Origin of the sequence: Streptomyces sp. 7-21 (assembly GCF_016741785.1) — a bacterium.
Classification (GTDB): Bacteria; Actinomycetota; Actinomycetes; order Streptomycetales; family Streptomycetaceae; genus Streptomyces.
The window spans coordinates 244,226-265,342 of record NZ_JAERRL010000006.1 but is presented as its reverse complement, the minus strand read 5'-3'; the positions used below and the strand labels follow the sequence as shown (position 1 = coordinate 265,342).

Here is a 21,117-nt window from a genome sequence, read left to right as displayed (position 1 = left end):
GGTCACGCCGTGGGCGGTGCCCCCGTTTTTTGCTGCACGTTTTCCGTGCGGGTATTTCACGGGAAGCGGCGCGTTTCGCGGGGGAAAGGTAAACGGCCGCGCGCCCGTCACACTGTTTCCGGCAGTTCTTCAAGCCCTTCCGCAACCAGCCGCGCGAGACGGTCGAGCACCTCCTCACCGCCCGGGGCGTCCGTGGCGAGCACGACCTCCGTGCCGCCCTCGGCGCCGAGCCCGAGCACGGCGAGCATCGATGCGGCGTTGACCGGGCGTCCGCCCGGCACGGCGATGGTCACCGGGATGCCGCTGGCGGTGGCGGCCCGGACGAAGATCGACGCGGGCCTCGCGTGCAGCCCGTCGGCCCAGCCGATGGTGACGCGGCGTTCAGCCATGGTGTTGCCTCCGGCGTGAGAAGGTCGGATCCGGACACCGGAACGGTGACCCAGACCACCGTACGGCGCCCCCGCGCCAGGTGCGCACCGGCGGGGCTGAAGGGGCCCGGGGCCGCCAGTGCGTCCCCTTAGGATGGAGCCCATGGCGAAGACCGGTACGACGTCCCAGGGGCTGCGGGAGGCGATCGAGCGCGCTGGGTACTACCCCGCACTCGTCGCCGAGGCGGTCGAGGCGGCGGTGGGGCGCGAGTCCGTGCTGTCCTACCTGGTGCACCAGGAGACGACCTTCGACAGCACGGAGGTGCGCCGGCACGCCACCGTCCTGGTGCTGACGGGCACGCGGTTCATCGTCAGCCACACGGACGAGCAGTCCGCGGACAGCTCGGCTCCGGCCCCGTACGCGACGACCTCGACCGAGTCCGTCAAGCTCTCCCGGATCTCCTCGGTGATGGTCAGCAGGGTCGTTGCTGACCCGCAGTCGTACGTGCCCGGGACGCTGCCGCGCGAGGTGCACCTCACCATCGGCTGGGGCACCCTCAACCGCCTCGACGTGGAGCCCGCGAGCTGCGGCGACCCCAACTGCGAGGCCGACCACGGCTACACCGGCTCGGCCACGGCCGACGACCTGAGCCTGCGCATCAGCGAGGCGGGCGACGGGCCCGAGACCGTCCGCCAGACGCTCGAGTTCGCCCGGGCGCTCTCCGAGGCGACGGTGGTGGCCGGCAGGTGACGCTCTCCCAGTCGCGGGGGTCCGCCCGCGCCGGCACGAGCGGAGACGGCGCGCGGGGCGGAGGCGCCCCGGCGCACGGTGACCCCGAACCGCTCGACCCACGCGGTGCCCCCGCGCCGCGCTACGGCACGGGCTCGCTGGCCGACGTGCTGCCCGCGATCGCCCGGGGCCTCGGCGTGCCCGGGTGCGCCTCGGGCCTGCGGCTGGCGCCCGCCGACCGCGCCTGCCTGTTCCTCGTCGACGGTCTGGGCTGGGAGGCGCTGCGGGCCCATCCCCGCGAGACGCCGTTCCTCACCTCGCTGCTGCCCACCTCCGCCGGCGGCACCGGCCAGCCGGTGACCGCGGGCTTCCCCGCCACCACCGCCACCTCCCTGGCCTCGGTCGGCACGGGCCTGCCGCCCGCGGGGCACGGCCTGGCCGGGTACACCGTGCTCGACCCGGCCACCGGCGAGCTGATGAACCAGCTGCGCTGGGACCCGTGGACCGACCCGGTGGCCTGGCAGCCGCACCCGACGCTGTTCCACCTCGCCCGCCAGGCCGGGGTGGCGACCTCCCTCGTCACGGCTCCCCACTTCGAGAACACGCCGCTGACCCAGATCGCGCTCTCCGGCGGCGACTTCTACGGCCGCGTCGACGCGGGCGACCGGATGGACACCGCGGCCCGCCGCCTCGCCGCCGCCAGCCGCGCGCTGGTTTACACCTACTACGCGGAGCTGGACTCGACGGGTCACCGGCACGGCGTGGGCTCCGAGGCGTGGCGCCGCGAACTGCGGTACGTCGACGGGCTCGCCCAGCGCCTGGCCGAGCAGCTGCCGCCCGGCTCGGCGCTGTACGTGACCGCGGACCACGGCATGGTGGACGTGCCGTTCGACGACGAGAGCCGCTTCGACTTCGACGAGGACTGGGAGCTGCGGGCGGGCGTGCGCCGTCTGGGCGGCGAGGGCCGGGCGCGCCACGTCTACGCGCTGCCGGGGGCCGCGCAGGACGTCTACGCGGTGTGGCGCGAGGTGCTGGCGGACAAGGCGTGGGTCGTCACCCGCGAGGAGGCCATCGACCGGGGCTGGTTCGGTCCGCCCGGCGCCGGGGTCGAGCCGCGGGTCCGCGACCGCGTCGGCGACGTGATCGTGGCGATGACCGGCACGGCGGCCGTCGTGGCCACCGCCTCGGAGCCGAACGAGTCCGCGCTGGTCGGCATGCACGGCTCGGTGACACCCGCCGAGCAGCTGGTGCCGCTCCTTGAAGTACGTACCTGACCGGGAGCTGTGTCCGTGGCTGAACTCGCCTTCTTCTCCGGCACGATGGACTGCGGGAAGAGCACGCTGGCGCTCCAGATCCGGCATAACCGCTCGGCGCGGGGCCTGGCCGGCCTGATCTTCACGAGGAACGACCGCGCCGGCGAGGGCCGGCTGTCCTCGCGGCTGGGCCTGGTCACCGATGCCATCGAGACGGGGGACGACTTCGACTTCCACCACTACCTCGTCAAGCACCTCACCGCGGGCGGCCGGGCCGACTACGTCATCGCCGACGAGGCGCAGTTCCTCAGCCCCGAGCAGGTCGACCAGCTCGCCCGGGTCGTGGACGACCTCGGGGTGGACGTCTTCGCCTTCGGCATCACCACGGACTTCCGCACCCGGCTCTTCCCCGGCTCGCAGCGGCTCATCGAGCTCGCCGACCGCGTGGAGGTGCTGCAGGTGGAGGCCCTGTGCTGGTGCGGCGCCCGCGCCACGCACAACGCCCGGACGGTCGGCGGGCGGATGGTCGTCGAGGGCGCGCAGGTCGTCGTCGGCGACGTCGGCGGCCAGTCCGGCGAGGACGCCGAGGTCGGCTACGAGGTGCTGTGCCGGCGCCACCACCGGCGGCGGCTGACGGCCGCGGCGGCCGGCGCCGGGCCGCTGTCGCCGGACGTCCTGCCCGCCGACGGCGTCGCCGACGACGGCATCCCCCGGCAGCCGCAGCGCTGACGCGCGCGGCGTCAGCAGCCTGCAGCGGGCTTCAGCGGTCCTCGCCGCGCCGCAGCGGGCGGCTGGGCCGCAGCACCGCGAACGGGGCGCCCTCCGGGTCGCTCAGCCACACGGTGCGGCCCAGCCAGCCGTTCTCCGGCTCCCGCTGCACCTGGGCGCCCAGCTTCCGCGCCCGCTCCGCGGTGGCGTCCGGATCGCGGGCGGAGAAGTACGGCAGCCAGTGCGCCCCCCGGTCGTGCGGCAGGGCGTCGCCGACGCCCCGGACGCCGGCGACGGAATGGTCGCCCAGCCGCAGCAGCAGGTAGTCGACGTCCTCGGGCACCGAGGGATCGGGGGCGACCTCGTAGCCCAGCGCGGTGACGTAGAACATGCTCACCGGCCATGCCTCGGCGGTGACCAGTTCGTTCCACACCGGCACGCCGTCGGCGTCGGGGAGCGGGCCGCGCCCGCCGCCCTGCCAGAGGCCGAACGGCGCGCCGTGCAAATCGGCGGCGATGGCCAGCCGTCCGCCGCCGGAGAAATCCAGCGGCCCTACCGCGACCGTTCCGCCGCAGTCGCGGATGCGCGTCGCCGTCGCATCCGCGTTCTGCGTGGCGATGTACGGCAGCCAGGCCACCAGGCGCCGCTCGCCCGGGGGCATCTGGCCGAGCCCCGCGACCGGGCGCCCGTCCCGCAGCGCACGGACGTACGGGCCCAGCCGCTGCGGTCCGGCCTGGTACTCCCAGCCGAAGAGCGCCTGGTAGAAGCGCTGGCTGGCCTCGAGATCGTGCACCATCAGGCTCACCCAGCGCTGCGTCCCCGGGGCGGGCGGCGCCGCTCGCTCGGTCATGCCTCGCTCTCCCTCCACGGCGCGCTCGCCGTTCGCGGTGCTCTTCCTGCGAGTGTCCCCCCTGTCCCCGCCTCACCGGAACTCGCGTACCCGCCAGCCGCCGTCCCAGCGCCGCCAGAATGGGGTCCATGACACCGATCGTTTCCGCCGCGGCGCTCGCCGCGGAGCTCGCCCCGGCCGCCGGGCAGCCGCCCGTGCTCCTGGACGTGCGCTGGGAGCTGGGCGGCCCGCCCGGCCGGCCCGCGTACGAGGCGGGCCACCTGCCCGGCGCCGTCTACGTGGATCTCGACACCGAGCTCGCGGGGCCGCCGGGCCCGGGCGGGCGGCACCCGCTGCCCGACCTGGAGGTCTTCGGCGCCGCCATGCGCCGTGCGGGCGTCAGCCACGGCCGGCCCGTAGTCGCCTACGACGGCGGCCAGGGCTGGGCGGCGGCCCGCGCCTGGTGGCTGCTGCGCTTCACGGGCCACGAGCGGGTGCGGGTCCTGGACGGCGGGCTCGCGGCCTGGGAGGGCGAGCTGAGCCGCGAGACGCCGCGCCCCGCGCCGGGCGACTTCGTGCCGCGGCCGGGTGCGCTTCCCGTGCTGGACGCCGACGGCGCCGCCCGGCTGGCCGCGGCCGGGCTGCTGCTCGACGCCCGGGCGGAGGAGCGCTACCTCGGCGAGCACGAGCCCGTGGACCCGGTCGCTGGCCACATCCCAGGCGCGGTCTCGGCGCCGGTCAGCGAGCTGAGCGACGCAGCGGGCCGCCTGCTCCCGGCCGCGGAGCTGACCGAGCGGTTCGCGGAGCTGGGGGCCGTCCCGGGCACCGAGGTGGGCGTCTACTGCGGCTCGGGCATCTCGGCCGCCCGCGAGGTGCTGGCCCTGGCGGTAGCGGGCGTGCAGGCGGCGCTGTACCCCGGGTCGTGGAGCGAGTGGACCGCCGACCCCTCGCGCCCGGTGGCCACGGGGCGGCGGCCGGGCTGAGCGGGAGGCGGTCCGGCCGGTTCACTCCTTCTTCTTGCGGCGGGTGCCGAAGACGATCTCGTCCCAGCTCGGCACCGCCGCGCGCCGGCCCGGGCGGACGCCGTCCGCCTCGGCCTGCCGGTCGGTGTTCCCCGTCAGGCGCTCGCGGTGGCCCCTGACCGAGCGCGGCATCAGCACGTCGGCGTACGTCGAGCCGGCGCTCGCCGCGGAGGGGCGCTGCTCGCCGGGCGCGTCGCCGCGCTCGCCGCCGTCCTCGGCGGAACCGGCCGCCGCAGGGCCGGGCTGCTCCGGCACCACCAGGTCGCCGCGGAAGCTCGGCACCGCCTCCAGCAGGCTGGTGAGGGAGTCCGTCTCCGGCTCGCTCTGCGGCGGCCTGGCGGACGGGCGCGGGCCGTCCTGGCGCTCCTCGTCCCGGGGCAGCCGGGCGATGCGGGGCACGAACGGGGTGGCGGGCTCGGGCGTGTCGTCCGCCTCCCCCAGCAGGGCGCGGGCCTCGTCGTCCACCGCCTGGACCAGGCGGCGCGGCGGGTCGTACGTCCAGCTGGCGGTGTGCGTCTCGCCCGCCACGCGGTAGACGAGCAGCACCTCCCAGGTGCCGTCGTCGCGGCGCCAGGAGTCCCAGCGCACCGCGTCCTTGTCGGCGCCGCGCAGCATCAGCCGGTCGGCGACCGCGTCGCCCAGCGTCGGTCCGGCGGTCTCGCCGGGCCTGCGGACCGGCGTCTTGCGGGCCCGCTCGGCCATGAACGCCCGCTCGGCCAGCACCGGCCCCTCGAAGCGGCGCACCCGCTCCACCGGGATGCCGGCGAGCTGAGCCACCTCCTCGGCGGTCGCCCCGGCCCGTATCCGCGCCTGGATATCGCGGGGGCGCAGGTGGTTCTCCACCTCGATCTCGATCTGGCCGAGCCGCGCGCGGTCGTTGCGCACAGCGGCGCGCAGCCGCTCGTCAATCGGAAGGGTGTATTCCGTGTTGTCGGCAGCCTTGAGCACCAGGCGTGTGCCGTCGTTGCTCACGGCCACGACACGCAGTTCGGGCACGAGGACCTCCCGGTGGTGCCTGCCGACGTCACGTACGTCGCTGCTCCCGCTAGACGAGTGTGACCTGCCCGGGCGCAGCCTGCCACAACCTTGCCGACTTGCCCGGCGTGTCGGGCCATGGTCTTGAACCGCCGTTATGGCACAGTCACCACTTTGCCACGCCGTGTGACCGGCGCGGGTCCGGGGCGGTCGCCCGCGCGGGGCGGGAACAAGGCCAGGGCTCGTCACACTACTCCATTGGGGCCACGCGAGGTGGCTGCCGCGCCGTGGAAGTTCTCGCCGCTTACGGATGTTGACCATTTGGCTGCGGAGTGTCATCAACGCCCCAAGGGTTCCGCAAGGGCTGAGGAAGCGGCAAAAACGGATCTACTGTGTGATCTCGCGCGTCCGCGGGGCGGTTGCGGCAGTTGGCGCACACCCGGCGTGGCGGACGGAGGAATCTCAGGTAAAGATTTCGTGCGGAAGACGGCGTGCGCCCCCTGAGGCCAGGCCGCGCGCCGTCCCCGGAGCCCGGAATGGCAGGATCTAAACCATGGACCGTGCGAGCAATCCCCGCCCCTACGACGCCCTGCTTCTGCTCTCCTTCGGCGGCCCCGAGGGGCCCGATGACGTCCTGCCGTTCCTGGAGAACGTGACCAGGGGGCGCGGCATCCCCCGTGAGCGTCTTGAGGAGGTCGGCGCTCACTATCACCTGTTCGGCGGCGTCAGCCCCATCAACGAGCAGAACCGGCGGCTGCTCGCCGCCCTGCGCGAGGACTTCGCCGCACAGGGGGTCGACCTGCCCGTCTACTGGGGGAACCGGAACTGGGAGCCGTACGTCACCGACACCCTGCGGCAGATCTCCCAGGACGGGCACCGCCGGGTGCTGGCGCTGGTCACCAGCGCGTACGCCTCCTACTCGGGCTGCCGCCAGTACCGCGAGGACCTGGCGGCGGCGCTTGCCACCCTCAAGCGGGAGGGGCTGCCGCTGCCGCGCGTGGACAAGCTGCGGCACTACCACAACCACCCCGGCTTCCTGCAGACCGTCGCCGAGGGCGTGCTCGCCGCGCTCGACCAGCTGCCCGCCGAGGTGCGGGACGGCGCTCACCTGGCGTTCTGCACCCACTCCATCCCGACGGCGGCGGCCGACACCTCGGGGCCGCCCGCGCAGCACGGTGACGGCGGCGCCTACGTGGCCCAGCACCTGGATGCGGCCCGTTTCGTCGCCGGGGCGGTGCGCGAGGCCACCGGCGTGGAGCGGCCCTGGCAGCTGGTCTACCAGTCCCGCAGCGGGGCCCCGCACATCCCGTGGCTGGAGCCGGACATCTCCGATCACCTGCGGGAGATCCACGCCAGCGGCGCGCCGGCCGTCGTGATGGTGCCTATCGGCTTCGTCTCCGACCACATGGAGGTCATCTACGACCTCGACACCGAGGCGATGGCGACGGCGAAGGAGCTGGCGCTGCCCGCCGTGCGCTCCGCCACCGTCGGTGCCCACCCGCGCTTCGTGGCCGCCCTGCGCGACCTGGTCCTGGAGCGGGCCGCCACCGAGCGCGGCGAGAGCCCGGAGCGTGTCGCCGCCGGGCGGCTCGGGCCCGGCCACGACGTGTGCCCCGTGGGCTGCTGCCGGGCCCGTGAGCCCCGGCCCGCCGCCGCCGGCGCCGACAGCCCGTTCGCCTGACCCATCGCGAGGAGCGACACCACCGTGTCCCTGAACCCCATCACCCCCGACTCCCCGGACGGCGGGCTGCTCGCCATCGCTCTGGAGGCAGCCGGCCGGGCCGGCCGGCTGCTCCACGAGGGCCGGCCGGCGGATCTCGGGGTGGCCGCCACCAAGACCAGCCCGATCGACGTCGTCACGGAGATGGACCTGGCGGCCGAGAAGCTGATCACCGAGGTGATAACGGGCCACCGTCCCGACGACGCCATCCTGGGCGAGGAGGGCGGCGCCAGCGGCGGCACCAGCGGTGTCCGCTGGGTCGTCGACCCGCTGGACGGCACCGTCAACTACCTCTACGGCCTGCCGCAGTGGGCCGTCTCCGTCGCCGCCGAGGTGGACGGCGAGACGGCCGTCGGGGTCGTGGCCGCGCCGACGCGCGGTGAGACCTACCAGGCGGTGAGGGGCCAGGGCGCCTGGCTGCTGCGCGAGGGGGCCGAGCCGGAGCGGCTGCGCTGCCGCCCCTCGCCTCCGCTGGACCAGGCGCTGGTCGGCACCGGCTTCAACTACGTCGCCGAGGTCCGCGCCGAGCAGGCGGAGCAGGTGAGGCAGCTGGTTCCGCGGGTGCGGGACATCCGCCGCTCCGGGTCGGCCGCGATTGACCTGTGTGACGTGGCCTGCGGCCGCCTCGACGCCTACTACGAGCGCGGGCTGAACCCCTGGGACCTCGCGGCGGGGGAGCTGATCGCCCGGGAGGCGGGCGCCGTCACGGGCGGGCGGCCCGGCCGCAAGCCGGACGGCGAGCTGACGATCGCGGCCTCGCCCGGCCTGTTCGGCGGCCTGCGGGAGCTGCTGGTGAGCCTCGGCGCCTGACCGCGCAGCGCGGCGCCCCCGGCCGGTGGCCGGGGGCGCCGTGTCGTGTGCGGGGCGGCCGGGCGCCGGCCGGTCCTAGACCGACTGGGCCGCGGGGCCGACGAACACGCCGTGCTCCGCCGCCAGCCGGCGCAGGTCGTCAAGCTCGGCCTGCTCCACGTCCATGGTGAACACGTCACCGGCTTCACGAGCGCGGTGCAGATCGGACTCGGTGGTCTTGATGCGCTGAAGGATCCCAGCGGTGAACGCGTCCAAGGTGCGCCCCCTCGTCTTGGTCGGCGGCACTGGGGGTGCCGGGGGTGGGTACGACCACCGCCGGTGCGGTGGAGGTCGGCAGCGCGGTGAACGGCGGCTTGCCGCCTGCCAGCGGTGATCGCGGGGTGTGCCAGGCTCTTCCCCGGTGGCGCCGCGCGGGAAACCTCCCGCGCGGAAAACCTCCGCACCGAGGGACCGCGCGCCGTCCGCTGCCCGGGTGCCCGCCCCCTTACCGGCGGTTTATCAGGGCTCTGGGCAGGATGGAGTGACGGAAAGCGGCCGGCGACGGCCCCGAGAGCGAAGGTGGGCGGAAGGTGCGCGTACTCGTCGTCGAGGACGAGCGGTTGCTGGCGGACGCGGTGGCCACGGGGCTGCGCCGTCAGGCCATGGCGGTGGACGTGGTCTACGACGGAGCCGCGGCCGCCGAGCGCGTCGAGCTGAACGACTACGACGTGGTGGTACTCGACCGCGACCTGCCGCTGCTTCACGGGGACGACGTGTGCCGCCACGTGGTCAGCCTCGGCAAGCCGACCCGCGTGCTGATGCTGACCGCGGCCGGCGATGTCAGCGACCGCGTGGAGGGCCTGGAGATCGGCGCGGACGACTACCTGCCGAAGCCGTTCGCCTTCAGCGAGCTGATCGCCCGCGTCCGCGCGCTCGGCCGCCGCGCCACGCCCCCGCTGCCGCCGGTGCTGGAGCGGGCGGGTATCCGGCTGGACCCGAACCGCCGCGAGGTCTTCCGCGGCGACCGGCAGATCCACCTCGCGCCCAAGGAGTTCGCGGTGCTGGAGGTGCTGCTGCGCGGCGAAGGGGCTGTGGTCTCGGCTGAGCAGCTGCTGGAGAAGGCCTGGGACGAGAACACCGACCCGTTCACGAACGTGGTGCGTGTGACGGTCATGACGCTGCGCCGCAAGCTCGGTGACCCGCCCGTGATCACGACCGTGCCCGGCGCCGGATACCGGATCTGACGCGCATGAGCAGTCCGTCCTCCCCGGGCCGCTCCGGGGACTCCCGTACCCCGCCGCCCCCGCCGCCGCCCCGGGTGCCCCCGGCCCCGCCCAGGCCCTCCTGGGACCCGGGAGAGCCCGAGCAGGTCAGCTGGCTGCGCCCCACCATCCGCATCCGGCTGACGCTGCTGTTCGGCGGCATGTTCCTGACGGCGGGCGTCATCCTGCTGACGATCATCTACCTGGTCGCGGCGCAGGCGCTCAACGCGGGTAACGCCATGCCCTTCCAGCTGCAGAGCGACACGACGGTCACGATCACCTCGGACGTCTGCCCCAACATCTCCGGGTCGGTCAGCAGCGAGAACTTCCAGGAGTGGACCGAGCGGTGCGCCGACACCCAGCGGGCCATCGCGCTGGACAAGCTTCTGCGCCGCTCGCTGCTGGCCCTGCTGGGGATGACGGTGGCCGCCTTCGCCTTCGGCTACGTGATGGCCGGCCGTGTCCTGTCGCCGCTGGGCCGCATCACGCGCACCGCCCGCCGGGTCGCCGGCTCCGATCTGCACCGGCGGATCGAGCTGGACGGGCCGGACGACGAGCTGAAGGAGCTGGCCGACACCTTCGACGAGATGCTCGACCGGCTGGACCGCGCCTTCACCGCCCAGCAGCGCTTCGTGGCCAACGCCTCGCACGAGCTGCGCACGCCGCTGGCGATCAACCGGACGCTGCTGGAGGTCCAGCTCTCGGATCCCGAGGCGTCGCCGGAGGTCGTCCAGCTGGGGAAGACGCTGCTGGCGACCAACGAGCGCAGCGAGCAGCTCGTCGAGGGCCTGCTGCTGCTCGCGCGCAGTGAGAAAGAGCTGGTCGACCGCAAGCCCGTGGACCTCTCCGAGGTGGCCGCCCGGGCGGTGGAGCAGGTGCGGGGCGAGGCCGGGAGCCGGGGTGTGGAGCTGCGCGGGGTCCGGCCCCCCGTCTACGTGCACGGCAACGGGGTACTCCTGGAGCGCGTGGCCCTGAATCTGGTCCAGAACGCGGTCCGCTACAACATCCCCGACAATGGCTGGGTCCGGGTGGACACCGAGGCCCGGCCCGGCCACGCCCTGCTGGTGGTGGAGAACACGGGGCCGGTCGTCCCGGCCTATGAGATCGACAACATGTTCGAGCCCTTCCGGAGGCTGCGCACGGAGCGGACCGGAAGCGACAAAGGCGTCGGCCTGGGGCTCTCCATCGTCCGTTCCGTGGCGCGGGCGCACGGCGGGTACGTCGTGGCCGAGCCGCGCGAGAGCGGCGGGCTTGTGATGAGGGTTGTGATTCCGGTCTGAGAACCGTTTCCGAAGGGAAAGAGGCATGTGTGATCAATCACATATCTGAGCCCGCGGGCGCCCGCCACGCGGTGGCCGCTACCGGTCTTTGGGCCGGTCAGCGGCCCGATCGGCAGCCTTATTGATCACCTCTTCAGGCGTTCGGTTGGGTGTCGATTGAGTAACACCACTTGATGTGAGGCAAAATCTCCGCTTCGGGTCGGGCACAAAGTCCGGCCCCCGCGCGTTACGTGCGCCGGAGACACCGCAGACACCCGGAGGGGGAGAGCAGAATGGCAACGGATTACGACACTCCACGCAAGACAGACGATGATGTCAACGAAGACAGCATCGAAGAGCTCAAGGCCCGGCGGAACGACAAGTCGGCCTCCACGGTCGACGTGGACGAGTTCGAGCAGGCCGAGGGCCTCGAGCTTCCCGGCGCGGACCTTTCCAACGAGGAGCTGTCTGTCCGGGTGCTGCCGCGGCAGGCCGACGAGTTCACCTGCATGAGCTGCTTCCTGGTCCACCACCGCTCGCAGCTCGCCAGCGAGAAGGACGGCCAGCCCATCTGCCGCGACTGCGCGGCGTGAGGGCCCGCCCGGACCTAGCCCTCAGGCACCGTCCGGGCGGGACGCCCTCAGCGCGGCGGCCAGCCGGGCCGGCTGCCTGGTCGACAGATACAGATACGGGGTCGGGTCATCGGGATCGGTGACCTCGACCCTCACCGCCGTGGGGATGTAGGCGCGCAGCAGCATGTGGGCCCGGGCGTCCGCCCGGTGCGTCCGCCAGGCGCGCGCCTCGTCGGCGTCCAGCACGTGCACCTCACCGAGCGCCGTCAGCGGGATCCTGGCCTGCCCCGCGATGAGCGACCCCGCGGCCACGCGGATGCGCGCCGAACCGTAGGCGCTCAGCGCCATCCCGCACAGCGCCCCGCCCGCCGCCAGGCCCGCCAGCACGCCGGCCGTTCCCAGCGGCGCGAGTGCTACGGCCACCAGCGCGGCGCCTCCCAGAGCCATGGCCCACCATGAGCGGGGGACGGTCAGGCGCTCGTCATACGTCCGTGCGGCGTTCGCAGTGCTGCTCATGCGGTCAAGCATGGCAGGCACGCCGCTCCCGCCGCCCGGCGGCGGTAGGGTCTGCATCAAGGGCGCGCCGCCGCCCGCGGCTGCGGCCCGCGGCGCGGCACGTATCCGTGAAGGTGACGTTTGAGGTGACTTCCTGAGGTGACGTCGTGACCACAGCCCCGGTGGACGTGCTGATCCGTCGGATCGACCCGGAGGTGCCCCTCCCGTCCCGGGCGCACCCCGGCGACGCGGGAGTCGACCTGATCACGACCGAGGCGGCGGAACTGGCGCCCGGTGAGCGCGCCGTCCTTCCCACGGGGGTGTCGATCGCGCTGCCCGACGGCTACGCGGCGTTCGTGCACCCGCGCTCCGGCCTGGCGGCCCGGTGCGGCGTGAGCATGCTGAACGCGCCGGGCACCATCGACGCCGGGTACCGTGGAGAGATCAAGGTGATCTTGATCAATCTCGATCCGCGGCAGAGCGTGAAGTTCGCGCGGATGGACAGGATCGCTCAGCTGGTGATCCAGCGAGTGGAGACCGTGCGGTTCCACGAGGTCGATCAGCTGCCGGGATCGGCGCGCGCCGAGGGGGGTTTCGGCTCCACGGGAGGTCACGCCGGCTCGCACAACCCCTATGCTGCTGCGGTCGGTTCCGGCGTGAGCGCTGACCGGGCCGCTGACCGGAAAGGACAGTGACGTGTTCGGACGCCGTCGCAAGCGGAAGAAGCAGCCGCGGGAAGCCGAGGCGACCGCGGAGGAGACCACTGAGACCGCCGACGAGGTGCGTCGTGTGAAGCTTGAGCCCGCGCCCCGGCCGGACGGGCCGTGGGACGTGAGCGAGGTCGGCTCGCCCGGCGAGGGACGGGTCGACCTCGGGGGGATGTTCGTGCCGGGCGTCCCCGGCATGGAGCTGCGCGTGGAGGTCGCGGGCGACTCGATCGTCGCCGCCACCGTCGTGCTCAAGGAGAGCGCCATCCAGCTCCAGGCGTTCGCGGCGCCCAAGCGTGAGGGCATCTGGTCGGAGGTGCGGGAGGAGATCTCCGCCGGGATCACGCAGCAGGGCGGAGTCGTGGACGAGGTTGAGGGCCCGCTCGGCTGGGAGCTGCGGGCGCACGTCCCGGTGCAGCTCCCCGACGGCAAGCGCGGCACCCAGGTGGTGCGGTTCGTCGGCGTGGACGGCCCGCGCTGGTTCCTGCGGGGCGTGATCTCCGGGCAGGGCGCCGTGCAGCCGGAGGCGGCCGGCGTGCTGGAGCAGATTTTCCGCGACACCGTCGTGGTGCGCGGCGACGGGCCCATGGCGCCGCGCGACCCGATCGTCCTGAAGCTGCCGGAGGACGCCCAGATGGTGCCCGACGGTGTCAAGAAGGACGTCAAGAAGGAGCGGAGCGGCGAGGACGGCGCGCAGGTCTCCCGCTTCGCCGGCGGCATGGACAAGCTCCGCCGCGGCCCGGAGATCACCGAGGTCCGCTGACGTCTCGCGCCGCACCCCGCCGCCCGCCCGGCGGGGTGTGAGCGCCGCGGCAGGCGGGTACCCGCCGGCTTCCCCGAGGAGCCGGAGGAGGCGGCACCATGGGCAGCCGACGCCGCGGACGCCACGCCAGGACGGGCACGGAGCCGGTCACCGCGTACAGCGATCTCAGGCTGCGCCTGATCCTGTCGCTGGTCTTCGTGCCGCTGTTCACGGCCGGCACCGTGCTGCTGGTCCTGTGGTGGGCCAGCGCCGGGCCGGACGACGATATCGGCCGGGGCGCGATCGCCCCGGCCGCCGTGGTGTGCGGCGTCGCCGCGGTGATCGCGATCGTGGACCTCGTGGTCGTGGTGCGGCGCCTGCGGCGGCGCGGGGAGCAGCCCCGGCAGCTGCTGTGACCGGCCGGCGGCCCCCGCCCGGGCCCGGCCGTGGGGCACCGGCGGACCGGGGGGGGAGAATGGGTTCATGACACGCCGCGGCAGACTGCGTATCTACCTCGGGGCCGCGCCCGGCGTCGGCAAGACCTACGCGATGCTCTGTGAGGCGCACCGCCGGGCCGAGCGCGGCACGGACGTGGTCGTCGCGTTCGTGGAGCACCACGACCGTCCCCGCACCAAGGCCCTGCTCGACGGCCTGGAGCAGGTGCCGTGCCGGGAGGTGCGCTACGGCAGCGCCACGCGCGCGGAGATGGACACGGACGCCGTGCTTCGGCGCCGTCCCGCCGTGGCGCTCGTGGACGACATGGCCCACACCAACCTGCCGGGCTCGCGGAACACCAAGCGCTGGCAGGACATCGAGGAGCTGCTGGAGGCGGGGATCGACGTGATCTCCACCGTCAACATCCAGCACCTGGAGTCACTCGGCGACGTCGTGGAGTCGATCACCGGCGTCCGCCAGCGCGAGACCGTGCCGGACGAGGTCGTCCGCCGCGCCGGGCAGATCGAGCTGGTGGACATGGCGCCCGAGGCGCTGCGCCGGCGCATGGCGCACGGCAACATCTTCGCCCCGGACGAGGTCGACGCGGCGATGTCGCACTACTTCCGTCCGGGCAACCTGACCGCGCTGCGCGAGCTGGCCCTGCTGTGGACCGCCGACCGTGTCGATGACTACCTCCAGCAGTACCGCAGTGAGCAGGGCATCCGCACCACCTGGCAGGCCCGTGAGCGCATCGTGGTGGGCGTGACGGGCGGCCCTGAGGGCAGCACGCTGATCCGCCGGGCCGCGCGCATGGCGGCCAAGAGCTCCGGTGCCGAGATCCTCGCCGTCTACGTCTCCCGCGCCGACGGCCTGACCTCCGCCTCCCCGCGCCGCCTCGCCGACCAGCGCACGCTGGTCGAGCAGCTGGGCGGCACGTTCCACCACATCATCGGCGACGACGTTCCCAGCGCCCTGCTCGACTTCGCCCGGGGCGTCAACGCCAACCAGATCGTCCTCGGCTCCAGCCGCCGCAAGCCCTGGCAGTACATCTTCGGGCCCGGCGTGGGCATGACCGTGGCCCGCGAGTCCGGGCCCGACATCGACGTCCACATCGTCACGCACGGTGAGGTCGCCAAGGGCCGCGGCCTGCCCGCCGCCCGGGGCGCGATTCTCGGCCGCTCCCGGCGGATCACCGGCTGGTGCGTCAGCCTCGCCGGGCCGCCGGTGCTGACGGTGCTGCTGCCCAGCCCGGAGCCCAGCGTCACTCTCGCCAGCGACGTGCTGATGTTCATGGCGGTCACCGTGCTGGCAGCCCTCGTCGGCGGCCTGTACCCCGGCATGGCCTCGGCGGCGCTCAGCTCCGTGCTGCTCAACTACTACTTCACCGAACCCGTCAGCCGCTGGGTCGTTGACGAGGGCCACAGCCTGGTCGTCCTCATCGTCTTCTTCGCCATCGCCGTGGCCGTCGCCACCGTCGTGGACAGATCCGCGCGCCGCACCCAGCAGGCCGCACGGCTGCGGGCGGAGTCCGAGACGCTCACCCTGCTGGCAGGCAGCGTGCTGCGCGGCGACGACACGCTGGGCGCCCTGCTGGAACGCGCCCGGGAGACGTTCGGCATGGAGACGGCCGCCCTGCTGGAACGCGACCCCTCCCGGCCCGGCTGGACCTGCGCCGGCAGCGTGTCGGCCGGCGCGGCGCGTCCCGTCCGGTCGCCCGACGAGGCCGATGTCGACGTGCCCGTGGGCGATCACACCATGCTGGCCATGACCGGCCGCGTGCTGCCCGCCGAGGACCGCCGCGTGCTGGGCGCCTTCGCCGCGCACGCCGCCGCCCTCCTGGACCGGCAGCGACTCAAGGACGAGGCGGTGCGCGCCCACAAGCTCGCCGAGGGCAACCGCATCCGCACCTCGCTGCTCGCCGCCGTCTCCCACGACCTGCGCACGCCCCTGGCCGCTATCAAGGCCAGCGTGACGAGTCTGCGCTCCACCGACGTCGCCTGGTCGAAGGAGGACGAGGAAGGACTGCTGGAGAGCATCGAGGAGGGCGCCGACCGGCTCGACCAGCTCGTCGGGAACCTCCTGGACATGTCCCGCCTCCAGACCGGCACCGTCGAGCCCCTGATCCGCGACACCGGCCTCGACGAGGTCGTGCTCCGCGCCCTGAGCGGCGTGCCCGCGGACAGCGTCGAGCTGGACGTGCCGGAGACGCTGCCGTTCGTGGCCGCCGACCCCGGGCTGCTGGAGCGCAGCGTCGCCAACGTCGTGGAGAACGCCGTCAAATACAGCCCGCCCGGCACGCCTGTGCTGGTGCGCGGCAGCGCGCTCGGGCAGCGCGTGGAGCTGCGGATCGTGGACCGCGGCCCCGGCGTCGCCGACGAGGACAAGGAACGCATCTTCGCGCCCTTCCAGCGCCAGGGCGACACCCCGCGCGGCAACGGCGTGGGCCTCGGGCTCGCCGTCGCCCGCGGCTTCGCCGAGGCCATGGGCGGCACGCTCGACGCCGAGGACACCCCCGGCGGCGGGCTGACAATGGTGCTCTCGCTCCCGGCCGCCTCCCAGCGGCCCCAGGCCCAGCCGGACCGCGGCAGCCAGCGCCGTCCGGCACAGACACCGGAACCGGAGAAGACAACCCCATGCACCGGGTGCTCGTAGTCGATGACGAACCGCAGATCCTGCGGGCGCTGGTCATCAACCTCAAGGCGCGCAAGTACGAGGTGGACACCGCCGCCGACGGCGCCGCGGCACTGCGCCTGGCCGCGGACCGCCATCCCGACGTGATCATCCTGGACCTCGGCCTGCCCGACATGGAGGGCGTGGAGGTCATCCGGGACATCCGGGGCCGCTCACGCGTGCCCATCATCGTCCTGTCCGCCCGCCACACCTCCGACGAGAAGGTCGAGGCGCTCGACGCGGGCGCCGACGACTACGTCACCAAGCCGTTCGGGATGGACGAGCTGCTGGCCCGGCTGCGCGCCGCGGTGCGCCGGGCCGAGCCGGTGACCGCCCCCAACGGCGAGGCCGTCGTCGAGACCGAGAGCTTCACCGTCGACCTGGCCGCCAAGAAGGTGCACCGCGACGGCAAGGACGTGCGGCTGACGCCGACCGAGTGGCACCTGCTGGAGCTGCTCATCCGCAACGCCGGCCGGCTGGTGAGCCAGAAGCAGCTCCTCCAGGAGGTCTGGGGCCCCTCCTACCGCAAGGAGACCAACTACCTGCGCGTCTACATGGCGCAGCTGCGCCGGAAGCTCGAGGCCGACCCCTCGGCGCCGCGCCACCTCATCACCGAGCCGGGCATGGGATACCGCTTCGAACGCGGCACCGTGAGCCCGTCACGCTAGGCTGAGACCATGAGTGCGGGCGGGCATGCCCCCAGGCGCGGCGGCCGGCTGCGGCGCCTGCTGGGACGCCGCGGAACCGAGGCGCCGGGCGAGGATCTGGCGCCGTCGGGGCCGAAGGAGCCGGGGGCGGAGGGGTGCACCCGGATCCGGGACTGCCGCGAGGAGCGCGCCGGGCGTCCGGTGGTGCGTGTCACCGGGACGCTGCGGAGCGTAGGCGAGCGCCGGGTGGCCGGGATGCCCGCGCTCCACGCGGAGCTGGATGACGGGTCGGCGTCGCTCGGCATGGTCTGGCTGGGCCGGAGCGCCATAGCGGGGATTGAGCCGGGGCGCGAACTGATCGCCTCCGGGCGCATCACGATGACACGCGGTGGCCCCGTGCTGTTCAATCCCCGATACCAGCTGCAACCACGTGGACAGGAGTAGCCAGGTGACCGCACCCGACCGCCAGCGCGACGACGGCCCCGCGCCCGATGAGGCCGCGACGCGGGAGGCGTTCTTCGAGGCGTTCGGCGGGGTGCGGGGCATGGTGGAGACCACCCTGCCCGGCCTCGTCTTCGTGCTGTGCTACACGATCACCCGCGAGATCAACACCCCGGCCATCGCCGCGCTCGCGCTCTCCGCCGTCCTGGCCGTGGCCCGGCTGGCGCGGCGGGACACCATCAAGCACGCCTTCAGCGGCGTCTTCGGCGTCGCCTTCGGCGCGGTCTTCGCGATGATGTCGGGCGACGCGAGGAACTTCTACCTGCCCGGCATGCTCTACACCCTCGGCCTGGGCGTGGCCTACGTCGTCACCGCCGCGGCCGGTTTCCCGCTGCTGGGGCTGGTGCTCGGGCCGGTCTTCCGGGAGAACCTCTCCTGGCGCACCCGCAACCCGGGCCGCAAGCGGGCGTACGTAAAGTCCAGCTACGTCTGGGGCGCCATCCTGCTGGCCAAGTCGGCGATCACCTTCCCGATCTATTTCTGGGGTGACGCCACACAGCTGGGGTGGCTGCGCGTGGCGCTGGGCATCCCGCCGTTCCTCCTCGCCGTCTACTTCACGTGGATCATCCTCGTGAAGGCGCCGCCGCCGATCGACGTGATCGCCGAGATGGAGGCGGAGCTGAAGGCCAAGGACGAGGCGGAGGAGCGGGAGAAGCGGCGCGAGGCCGGCGGTGACGGGGCCGGCGAGGCCGCCCCCGGCGCCCCGGAGGTGCAGGACGGCGCCGAGGGCGCTGAGGCGGGCCGCCGCGGGTGACAGGCGCCGTGCCACCCGCCCGCGACATCGGGGTGGGCGTCATCGGCGGCGGCTGGATGGGCCACGCCCACGCCCGCGCCTACGCCCGGCTCCCGCACCACTACCCCGACCTGGGGCTGCGGCCCCGGCTCGCGGCCGTCGCCGAGCCGCTGGCCGCCAAGCGGGAGGACTTCGCCGCCCGGTTCGCTCCGGCGCGGGCGTACAGCGACTGGCGGGAGCTGCTGGCCGACCCGGACGTCGCGGCGGTCAGCGTGACCGTACCGAACGCGCTCCACCGTGAGGTCGGCACGGCGGTCGCGGCGGCGGGCAGGCACCTGTGGATCGAAAAGCCCGTCGGCCTGACGGCCGAGGACGCGCGGGCCGTCGCCGCGGCGGCCGGTCGCGCCGGCATCCAGGCGACCACGGGCTTCAACTACCGCCAGGTGCCCGCGGTCGCGCGCGCCGCGCGGCTGCTGCGTGAGGGCGCCATCGGCACCCCCGCGCACGCCCGGGTCCGGCTGTTCACCGACTACGCCGCCCATCCGGGCACCCCGCTGTCCTGGCGGTTCACCCGGGAGCACGGCGGGGACGGCGTCCTCGGCGACCTGGCCAGCCACGGCGTGGACCTGGTGCGGTTCCTGCTGGGCGAGGTGGCGGCCGTCGTCGCCGACACCGCCGTGCTCGTGCCCCGCCGCCCGGGCGCGGCGGAGGGCGCCGGGCACTACGCCATAGCCGGAACGGGAGACGGCGGGGCGCTGGGTGACGTGGAGAACGAGGACTATGTCGCCGCGCTGCTCCGCACCGCCGGCGGGGCCCGGGTGGTGCTCGAGGCCAGCCGCGTCGCGGCCGGGCAGCAGAACGCCTACGGCGTCACCGTCCACGGCGAGCGGGGCATGCTCTCCTGGGACTTCCGCCGCCCCGGTGAACTGGTCGTGTCCAGCGGCGGCGACTACCTGAACCAGCCGCTGACCACCGCGCTCGCCGGTCCCGGCGACGGCGACTACGCGCGCTTCCAGCCGGGCCCCGGGATCGCCATGAGCTTCGACGACACGAAGGTCGCCGAGGCCGCCGTCTTCCTGCGCGGCGTCCGCGACGGCCGCTCCGGCGGCGCCACGCTCACCGACGCCGCCCGCGCCGCCGAGGTGCTCCAGGCCATGGCGGAGTCCGCCCGGACGGGCACCTGGGTCGCGCCGGACGGCGGCGAAGGGGGCGGCGGGTCCTAGTCGGCCGGTGCCAGCAGCGCGGCCAGCTGCGGCTCCCGGTCGGGCGCGGCGACGAACAGCAGCTCGTCCCCGGCCGCCAGCGCGTCGTCCGGGTCGGGGATGAGCACGCGCGTGCCCCGGATGATCGTCACCAGCGCCGTGTCCTGCGGCCACGCCACCTCGCCGACCCGGGTGCCCACCAGCGGGGCGCCCTCCGGCAGCGTCAGCTCGACGAGCGTCGCCTCGCCCTGGCTGAACCGCAGCAGCCGCACCAGGTCGCCGACGCTGACGGCCTCCTCGACCAGCGCGGACATCAGGCGGGGCGTGGAGACGGCCACGTCCACCCCCCAGGCGTCGGTGAACAGCCACTCGTTCTTGGGATGGTTGACCCGCGCCACCACGCGCGGCACGCCGTACTCGGTCTTCGCCAGCAGCGAGACCACCAGGTTGACCTTGTCGTCGCCGCTCGCCGCGATCACCACCTGGCAGCGCTCCAGGGCGGCCTCGTCCAGCGTCGCGATCTCGCAGGCGTCCGCCAGCAGCCACTCCGCCTCCGGGACCCGGCCGACGGAGACCGCCTCCGGCGACTTGTCGATCAGCAGCACCTGGTGGCCGTTCTCCAGCAGCTCCCGCGCCACCGACCGGCCCACCGCGCCCGCCCCGGCGATCACCACTCTCATGCCGCGTCCTCCGGGCCCCGCAGGCAGGCCGCCTCGACCTCGGCCACCTGGTCGCTGTACATCATCACGTGCACCAGGTCGCCTTCCTGGATGACGGTCTTGGCCGTCGGCAGCATGGCCTCGCCCATCCGGGTCAGGAACGCCACGCGCACGCCGGTGCGCTCCTGGAAGAGGCTGAGCTTATGACCCACCCAGGACGGTGAGATGTGCACCTCCGACAGCTGCACCCCGCCGCTGGGGTCGCGCCACAGCGGCTCGGCGCCCGCGGGCAGCAGCCGCCGCAGCATCTGGTCGGCGGTCCACCGCACGGTGGCGACGGTCGGGATGCCCAACCGCTCGTACACCTCGGCGCGGCGCGGGTCGTAGATGCGCGCGGTGACGTTCTGCACGCCGAAGATCTCGCGCGCCACCCGGGCCGCGATGATGTTGGAGTTGTCGCCGCTGCTGACGGCGGCGAATGCGCCGGCGTCCGCCAGCCCGGCCTCGGTCAGCGTGTCGCGGTCAAAGCCGAGGCCCGTCACCCGGCGCCCGCTGAAGCGCGAGCCCAGGCGCCGGAACGCTGTCGGGTCCCGGTCGATGACGGCCACCGAGTGGCCCCGGTCCTCCAGGCCGTGGGCCAGGGCCGCGCCGACCCGCCCGCAACCCATGATCACGATGTGCATGGTTCTCCTTCGTGCGCGACCACGCTACCGGTCCAACCGGCCGCCGTCCGGTCATACCCGGCCGTACGCGGCTCTTCCCGCTGCCGTGCGGCGGATGGCCCGGACCGGCGGCTCCCAGTGCCCACCCCCTCTGCAAGGGGTGCGGGCGGCCGCGCG

24 protein-coding genes are annotated in these 21,117 nt (G+C 73.9%); 17 read left to right on the top strand and 7 right to left on the bottom strand.

Annotated elements, in window-relative coordinates; genetic code table 11:
• Window positions 1–107: 107 nt before the first annotated feature.
• Window positions 108–389, bottom strand: a complete 282-nt coding sequence (locus tag JK356_RS10505; RefSeq protein ID WP_201867354.1) for an HPr family phosphocarrier protein — start codon at window positions 387–389, stop codon at window positions 108–110.
• Between the two features lie 142 nt (window positions 390–531).
• Here JK356_RS10505 and JK356_RS21815 point away from each other — a divergent pair, with 142 nt between their 5' ends.
• Genes JK356_RS21815 through JK356_RS10495 form a run of 3 tightly spaced genes read left to right on the top strand, consistent with a single transcriptional unit; the run spans window position 532 to window position 3,080 of the window.
• The gene (locus tag JK356_RS21815) at window positions 532–1,119 is read left to right on the top strand and encodes a DUF5998 family protein (protein ID WP_236671076.1); all 588 of its coding nucleotides are present in this window, start codon (window positions 532–534) and stop codon (window positions 1,117–1,119) included.
• Window positions 1,116–2,372, top strand: coding sequence for an alkaline phosphatase family protein (locus JK356_RS10500; RefSeq protein WP_307815519.1), 1,257 nt, complete (start codon window positions 1,116–1,118; stop codon window positions 2,370–2,372). Before JK356_RS21815 ends, JK356_RS10500 begins: the two co-directional genes overlap by 4 nt.
• 15 nt (window positions 2,373–2,387) lie before the next feature.
• Complete coding sequence (locus JK356_RS10495; RefSeq protein WP_201867353.1) at window positions 2,388–3,080, top strand: thymidine kinase; 693 nt, start codon at window positions 2,388–2,390, stop codon at window positions 3,078–3,080.
• Window positions 3,081–3,111: 31 nt separating this feature from the next.
• Here JK356_RS10495 and JK356_RS10490 read toward each other — a convergent pair whose 3' ends face one another.
• Entirely contained in the window at window positions 3,112–3,909 is a 798-nt protein-coding gene (locus JK356_RS10490; protein WP_201867352.1) for a VOC family protein, read from the bottom strand.
• A 128-nt stretch (window positions 3,910–4,037) separates the two neighbouring features.
• Here JK356_RS10490 and JK356_RS10485 point away from each other — a divergent pair, with 128 nt between their 5' ends.
• On the top strand, window positions 4,038–4,871 hold the full coding sequence (locus tag JK356_RS10485; protein ID WP_201867351.1) for a sulfurtransferase: 834 nt from the start codon (window positions 4,038–4,040) through the stop codon (window positions 4,869–4,871).
• Between the two features lie 21 nt (window positions 4,872–4,892).
• Here JK356_RS10485 and sepH read toward each other — a convergent pair whose 3' ends face one another.
• Window positions 4,893–5,906, bottom strand: a complete 1,014-nt coding sequence (gene sepH / locus JK356_RS10480; protein ID WP_201867350.1) for a septation protein SepH — start codon at window positions 5,904–5,906, stop codon at window positions 4,893–4,895.
• Window positions 5,907–6,438: 532 nt separating this feature from the next.
• On the opposite strand from sepH, the gene JK356_RS10475 reads away from it, so the two are divergent.
• Window positions 6,439–7,566 (top strand): ferrochelatase, encoded by a 1,128-nt coding sequence (locus tag JK356_RS10475; RefSeq protein ID WP_201867349.1) that lies wholly within the window; start codon window positions 6,439–6,441, stop codon window positions 7,564–7,566.
• 30 nt (window positions 7,567–7,596) lie between these two features.
• Window positions 7,597–8,415 (top strand): inositol monophosphatase family protein, encoded by an 819-nt coding sequence (locus JK356_RS10470; RefSeq protein ID WP_236671122.1) that lies wholly within the window; start codon window positions 7,597–7,599, stop codon window positions 8,413–8,415.
• A gap of 75 nt (window positions 8,416–8,490) precedes the next feature.
• Here JK356_RS10470 and JK356_RS10465 read toward each other — a convergent pair whose 3' ends face one another.
• Window positions 8,491–8,670, bottom strand: coding sequence for a hypothetical protein (locus tag JK356_RS10465; protein WP_201867348.1), 180 nt, complete (start codon window positions 8,668–8,670; stop codon window positions 8,491–8,493).
• 314 nt (window positions 8,671–8,984) lie between these two features.
• Here JK356_RS10465 and JK356_RS10460 point away from each other — a divergent pair, with 314 nt between their 5' ends.
• The 3 genes from JK356_RS10460 (at window position 8,985) to JK356_RS10450 (ending at window position 11,508) form a co-directional block, all read left to right on the top strand.
• Window positions 8,985–9,638, top strand: a complete 654-nt coding sequence (locus JK356_RS10460; RefSeq protein WP_201867347.1) for a response regulator transcription factor — start codon at window positions 8,985–8,987, stop codon at window positions 9,636–9,638.
• Window positions 9,639–9,643: 5 nt separating this feature from the next.
• Window positions 9,644–10,936 (top strand): cell wall metabolism sensor histidine kinase WalK, encoded by a 1,293-nt coding sequence (locus JK356_RS10455; RefSeq protein WP_201867346.1) that lies wholly within the window; start codon window positions 9,644–9,646, stop codon window positions 10,934–10,936.
• Between the two features lie 272 nt (window positions 10,937–11,208).
• Window positions 11,209–11,508, top strand: a complete 300-nt coding sequence (locus JK356_RS10450; protein WP_049571160.1) for a DUF4193 domain-containing protein — start codon at window positions 11,209–11,211, stop codon at window positions 11,506–11,508.
• 21 nt (window positions 11,509–11,529) lie between these two features.
• On the opposite strand, the gene JK356_RS10445 is transcribed toward JK356_RS10450, so the two are convergent.
• The gene (locus JK356_RS10445; RefSeq protein WP_201867345.1) at window positions 11,530–12,003 is read right to left on the bottom strand and encodes a DUF3093 domain-containing protein; all 474 of its coding nucleotides are present in this window, start codon (window positions 12,001–12,003) and stop codon (window positions 11,530–11,532) included.
• A 146-nt stretch (window positions 12,004–12,149) separates the two neighbouring features.
• Here JK356_RS10445 and dut point away from each other — a divergent pair, with 146 nt between their 5' ends.
• The 8 genes from dut (at window position 12,150) to JK356_RS10405 (ending at window position 19,640) form a co-directional block, all read left to right on the top strand.
• Window positions 12,150–12,677: a dUTP diphosphatase gene (gene dut, locus JK356_RS10440; protein WP_201867344.1), complete on the top strand. Its 528-nt coding sequence runs from the start codon at window positions 12,150–12,152 to the stop codon at window positions 12,675–12,677.
• Between the two features lies 1 nt (window position 12,678).
• Window positions 12,679–13,452 (top strand): DUF3710 domain-containing protein, encoded by a 774-nt coding sequence (locus tag JK356_RS10435; protein ID WP_201867343.1) that lies wholly within the window; start codon window positions 12,679–12,681, stop codon window positions 13,450–13,452.
• Between the two features lie 98 nt (window positions 13,453–13,550).
• Window positions 13,551–13,847 (top strand): DUF6343 family protein, encoded by a 297-nt coding sequence (locus JK356_RS10430; protein ID WP_201867342.1) that lies wholly within the window; start codon window positions 13,551–13,553, stop codon window positions 13,845–13,847.
• 67 nt (window positions 13,848–13,914) lie between these two features.
• The gene (locus tag JK356_RS10425; RefSeq protein ID WP_201867341.1) at window positions 13,915–16,518 is read left to right on the top strand and encodes an ATP-binding protein; all 2,604 of its coding nucleotides are present in this window, start codon (window positions 13,915–13,917) and stop codon (window positions 16,516–16,518) included.
• A complete protein-coding gene (locus JK356_RS10420) occupies window positions 16,500–17,204 on the top strand; it encodes a response regulator (RefSeq protein WP_201867340.1) in 705 nt (234 codons plus the stop codon). The genes JK356_RS10425 and JK356_RS10420 overlap by 19 nt, the downstream gene beginning before the upstream one ends.
• A 9-nt stretch (window positions 17,205–17,213) precedes the next feature.
• Entirely contained in the window at window positions 17,214–17,627 is a 414-nt protein-coding gene (locus tag JK356_RS10415) for an OB-fold nucleic acid binding domain-containing protein (protein WP_201867339.1), read from the top strand.
• Window positions 17,628–17,631: 4 nt separating this feature from the next.
• Window positions 17,632–18,438 carry a DUF3159 domain-containing protein gene (locus JK356_RS10410; protein ID WP_201867338.1) on the top strand — a complete coding sequence of 269 codons (807 nt, stop codon included), beginning with the start codon at window positions 17,632–17,634 and terminating at the stop codon, window positions 18,436–18,438.
• Window positions 18,439–18,446: 8 nt separating this feature from the next.
• Window positions 18,447–19,640: a Gfo/Idh/MocA family oxidoreductase gene (locus JK356_RS10405; RefSeq protein ID WP_307815518.1), complete on the top strand. Its 1,194-nt coding sequence runs from the start codon at window positions 18,447–18,449 to the stop codon at window positions 19,638–19,640.
• Here the strand turns inward: JK356_RS10405 and JK356_RS10400 are convergent.
• Together JK356_RS10400 and JK356_RS10395 are read right to left on the bottom strand one after the other, a co-directional pair.
• Window positions 19,637–20,299 (bottom strand): TrkA family potassium uptake protein, encoded by a 663-nt coding sequence (locus JK356_RS10400; RefSeq protein ID WP_201867337.1) that lies wholly within the window; start codon window positions 20,297–20,299, stop codon window positions 19,637–19,639. The genes JK356_RS10405 and JK356_RS10400 overlap by 4 nt on opposite strands.
• The gene (locus JK356_RS10395) at window positions 20,296–20,961 is read right to left on the bottom strand and encodes a TrkA family potassium uptake protein (protein WP_201867336.1); all 666 of its coding nucleotides are present in this window, start codon (window positions 20,959–20,961) and stop codon (window positions 20,296–20,298) included. The genes JK356_RS10400 and JK356_RS10395 overlap by 4 nt, the downstream gene beginning before the upstream one ends.
• Window positions 20,962–21,117 lie beyond the last annotated feature (156 nt).

What these genes read in the sequence shown, in the direction of transcription:
- JK356_RS10415 (WP_201867339.1), top strand. Translation starts at nt 17,214, where the DNA reads ATGAGTGCGGGCGGGCATGCCCCCAGGCGCGGCGGCCGGCTGCGGCGC.
- JK356_RS10430 (WP_201867342.1), top strand. Translation starts at nt 13,551, where the DNA reads ATGGGCAGCCGACGCCGCGGACGCCACGCCAGGACGGGCACGGAGCCG.
- JK356_RS10475 (WP_201867349.1), top strand. Translation starts at nt 6,439, where the DNA reads ATGGACCGTGCGAGCAATCCCCGCCCCTACGACGCCCTGCTTCTGCTC.
- JK356_RS10485 (WP_201867351.1), top strand. Translation starts at nt 4,038, where the DNA reads ATGACACCGATCGTTTCCGCCGCGGCGCTCGCCGCGGAGCTCGCCCCG.
- JK356_RS10425 (WP_201867341.1), top strand. Translation starts at nt 13,915, where the DNA reads ATGACACGCCGCGGCAGACTGCGTATCTACCTCGGGGCCGCGCCCGGC.
- JK356_RS21815 (WP_236671076.1), top strand. Translation starts at nt 532, where the DNA reads ATGGCGAAGACCGGTACGACGTCCCAGGGGCTGCGGGAGGCGATCGAG.
- JK356_RS10490 (WP_201867352.1), bottom strand. Translation starts at nt 3,909, where the DNA reads ATGACCGAGCGAGCGGCGCCGCCCGCCCCGGGGACGCAGCGCTGGGTG.
- JK356_RS10455 (WP_201867346.1), top strand. Translation starts at nt 9,644, where the DNA reads ATGAGCAGTCCGTCCTCCCCGGGCCGCTCCGGGGACTCCCGTACCCCG.
- JK356_RS10505 (WP_201867354.1), bottom strand. Translation starts at nt 389, where the DNA reads ATGGCTGAACGCCGCGTCACCATCGGCTGGGCCGACGGGCTGCACGCG.
- JK356_RS10420 (WP_201867340.1), top strand. Translation starts at nt 16,500, where the DNA reads ATGCACCGGGTGCTCGTAGTCGATGACGAACCGCAGATCCTGCGGGCG.
- JK356_RS10450 (WP_049571160.1), top strand. Translation starts at nt 11,209, where the DNA reads ATGGCAACGGATTACGACACTCCACGCAAGACAGACGATGATGTCAAC.
- JK356_RS10445 (WP_201867345.1), bottom strand. Translation starts at nt 12,003, where the DNA reads ATGAGCAGCACTGCGAACGCCGCACGGACGTATGACGAGCGCCTGACC.
- JK356_RS10400 (WP_201867337.1), bottom strand. Translation starts at nt 20,299, where the DNA reads ATGAGAGTGGTGATCGCCGGGGCGGGCGCGGTGGGCCGGTCGGTGGCG.
- JK356_RS10395 (WP_201867336.1), bottom strand. Translation starts at nt 20,961, where the DNA reads ATGCACATCGTGATCATGGGTTGCGGGCGGGTCGGCGCGGCCCTGGCC.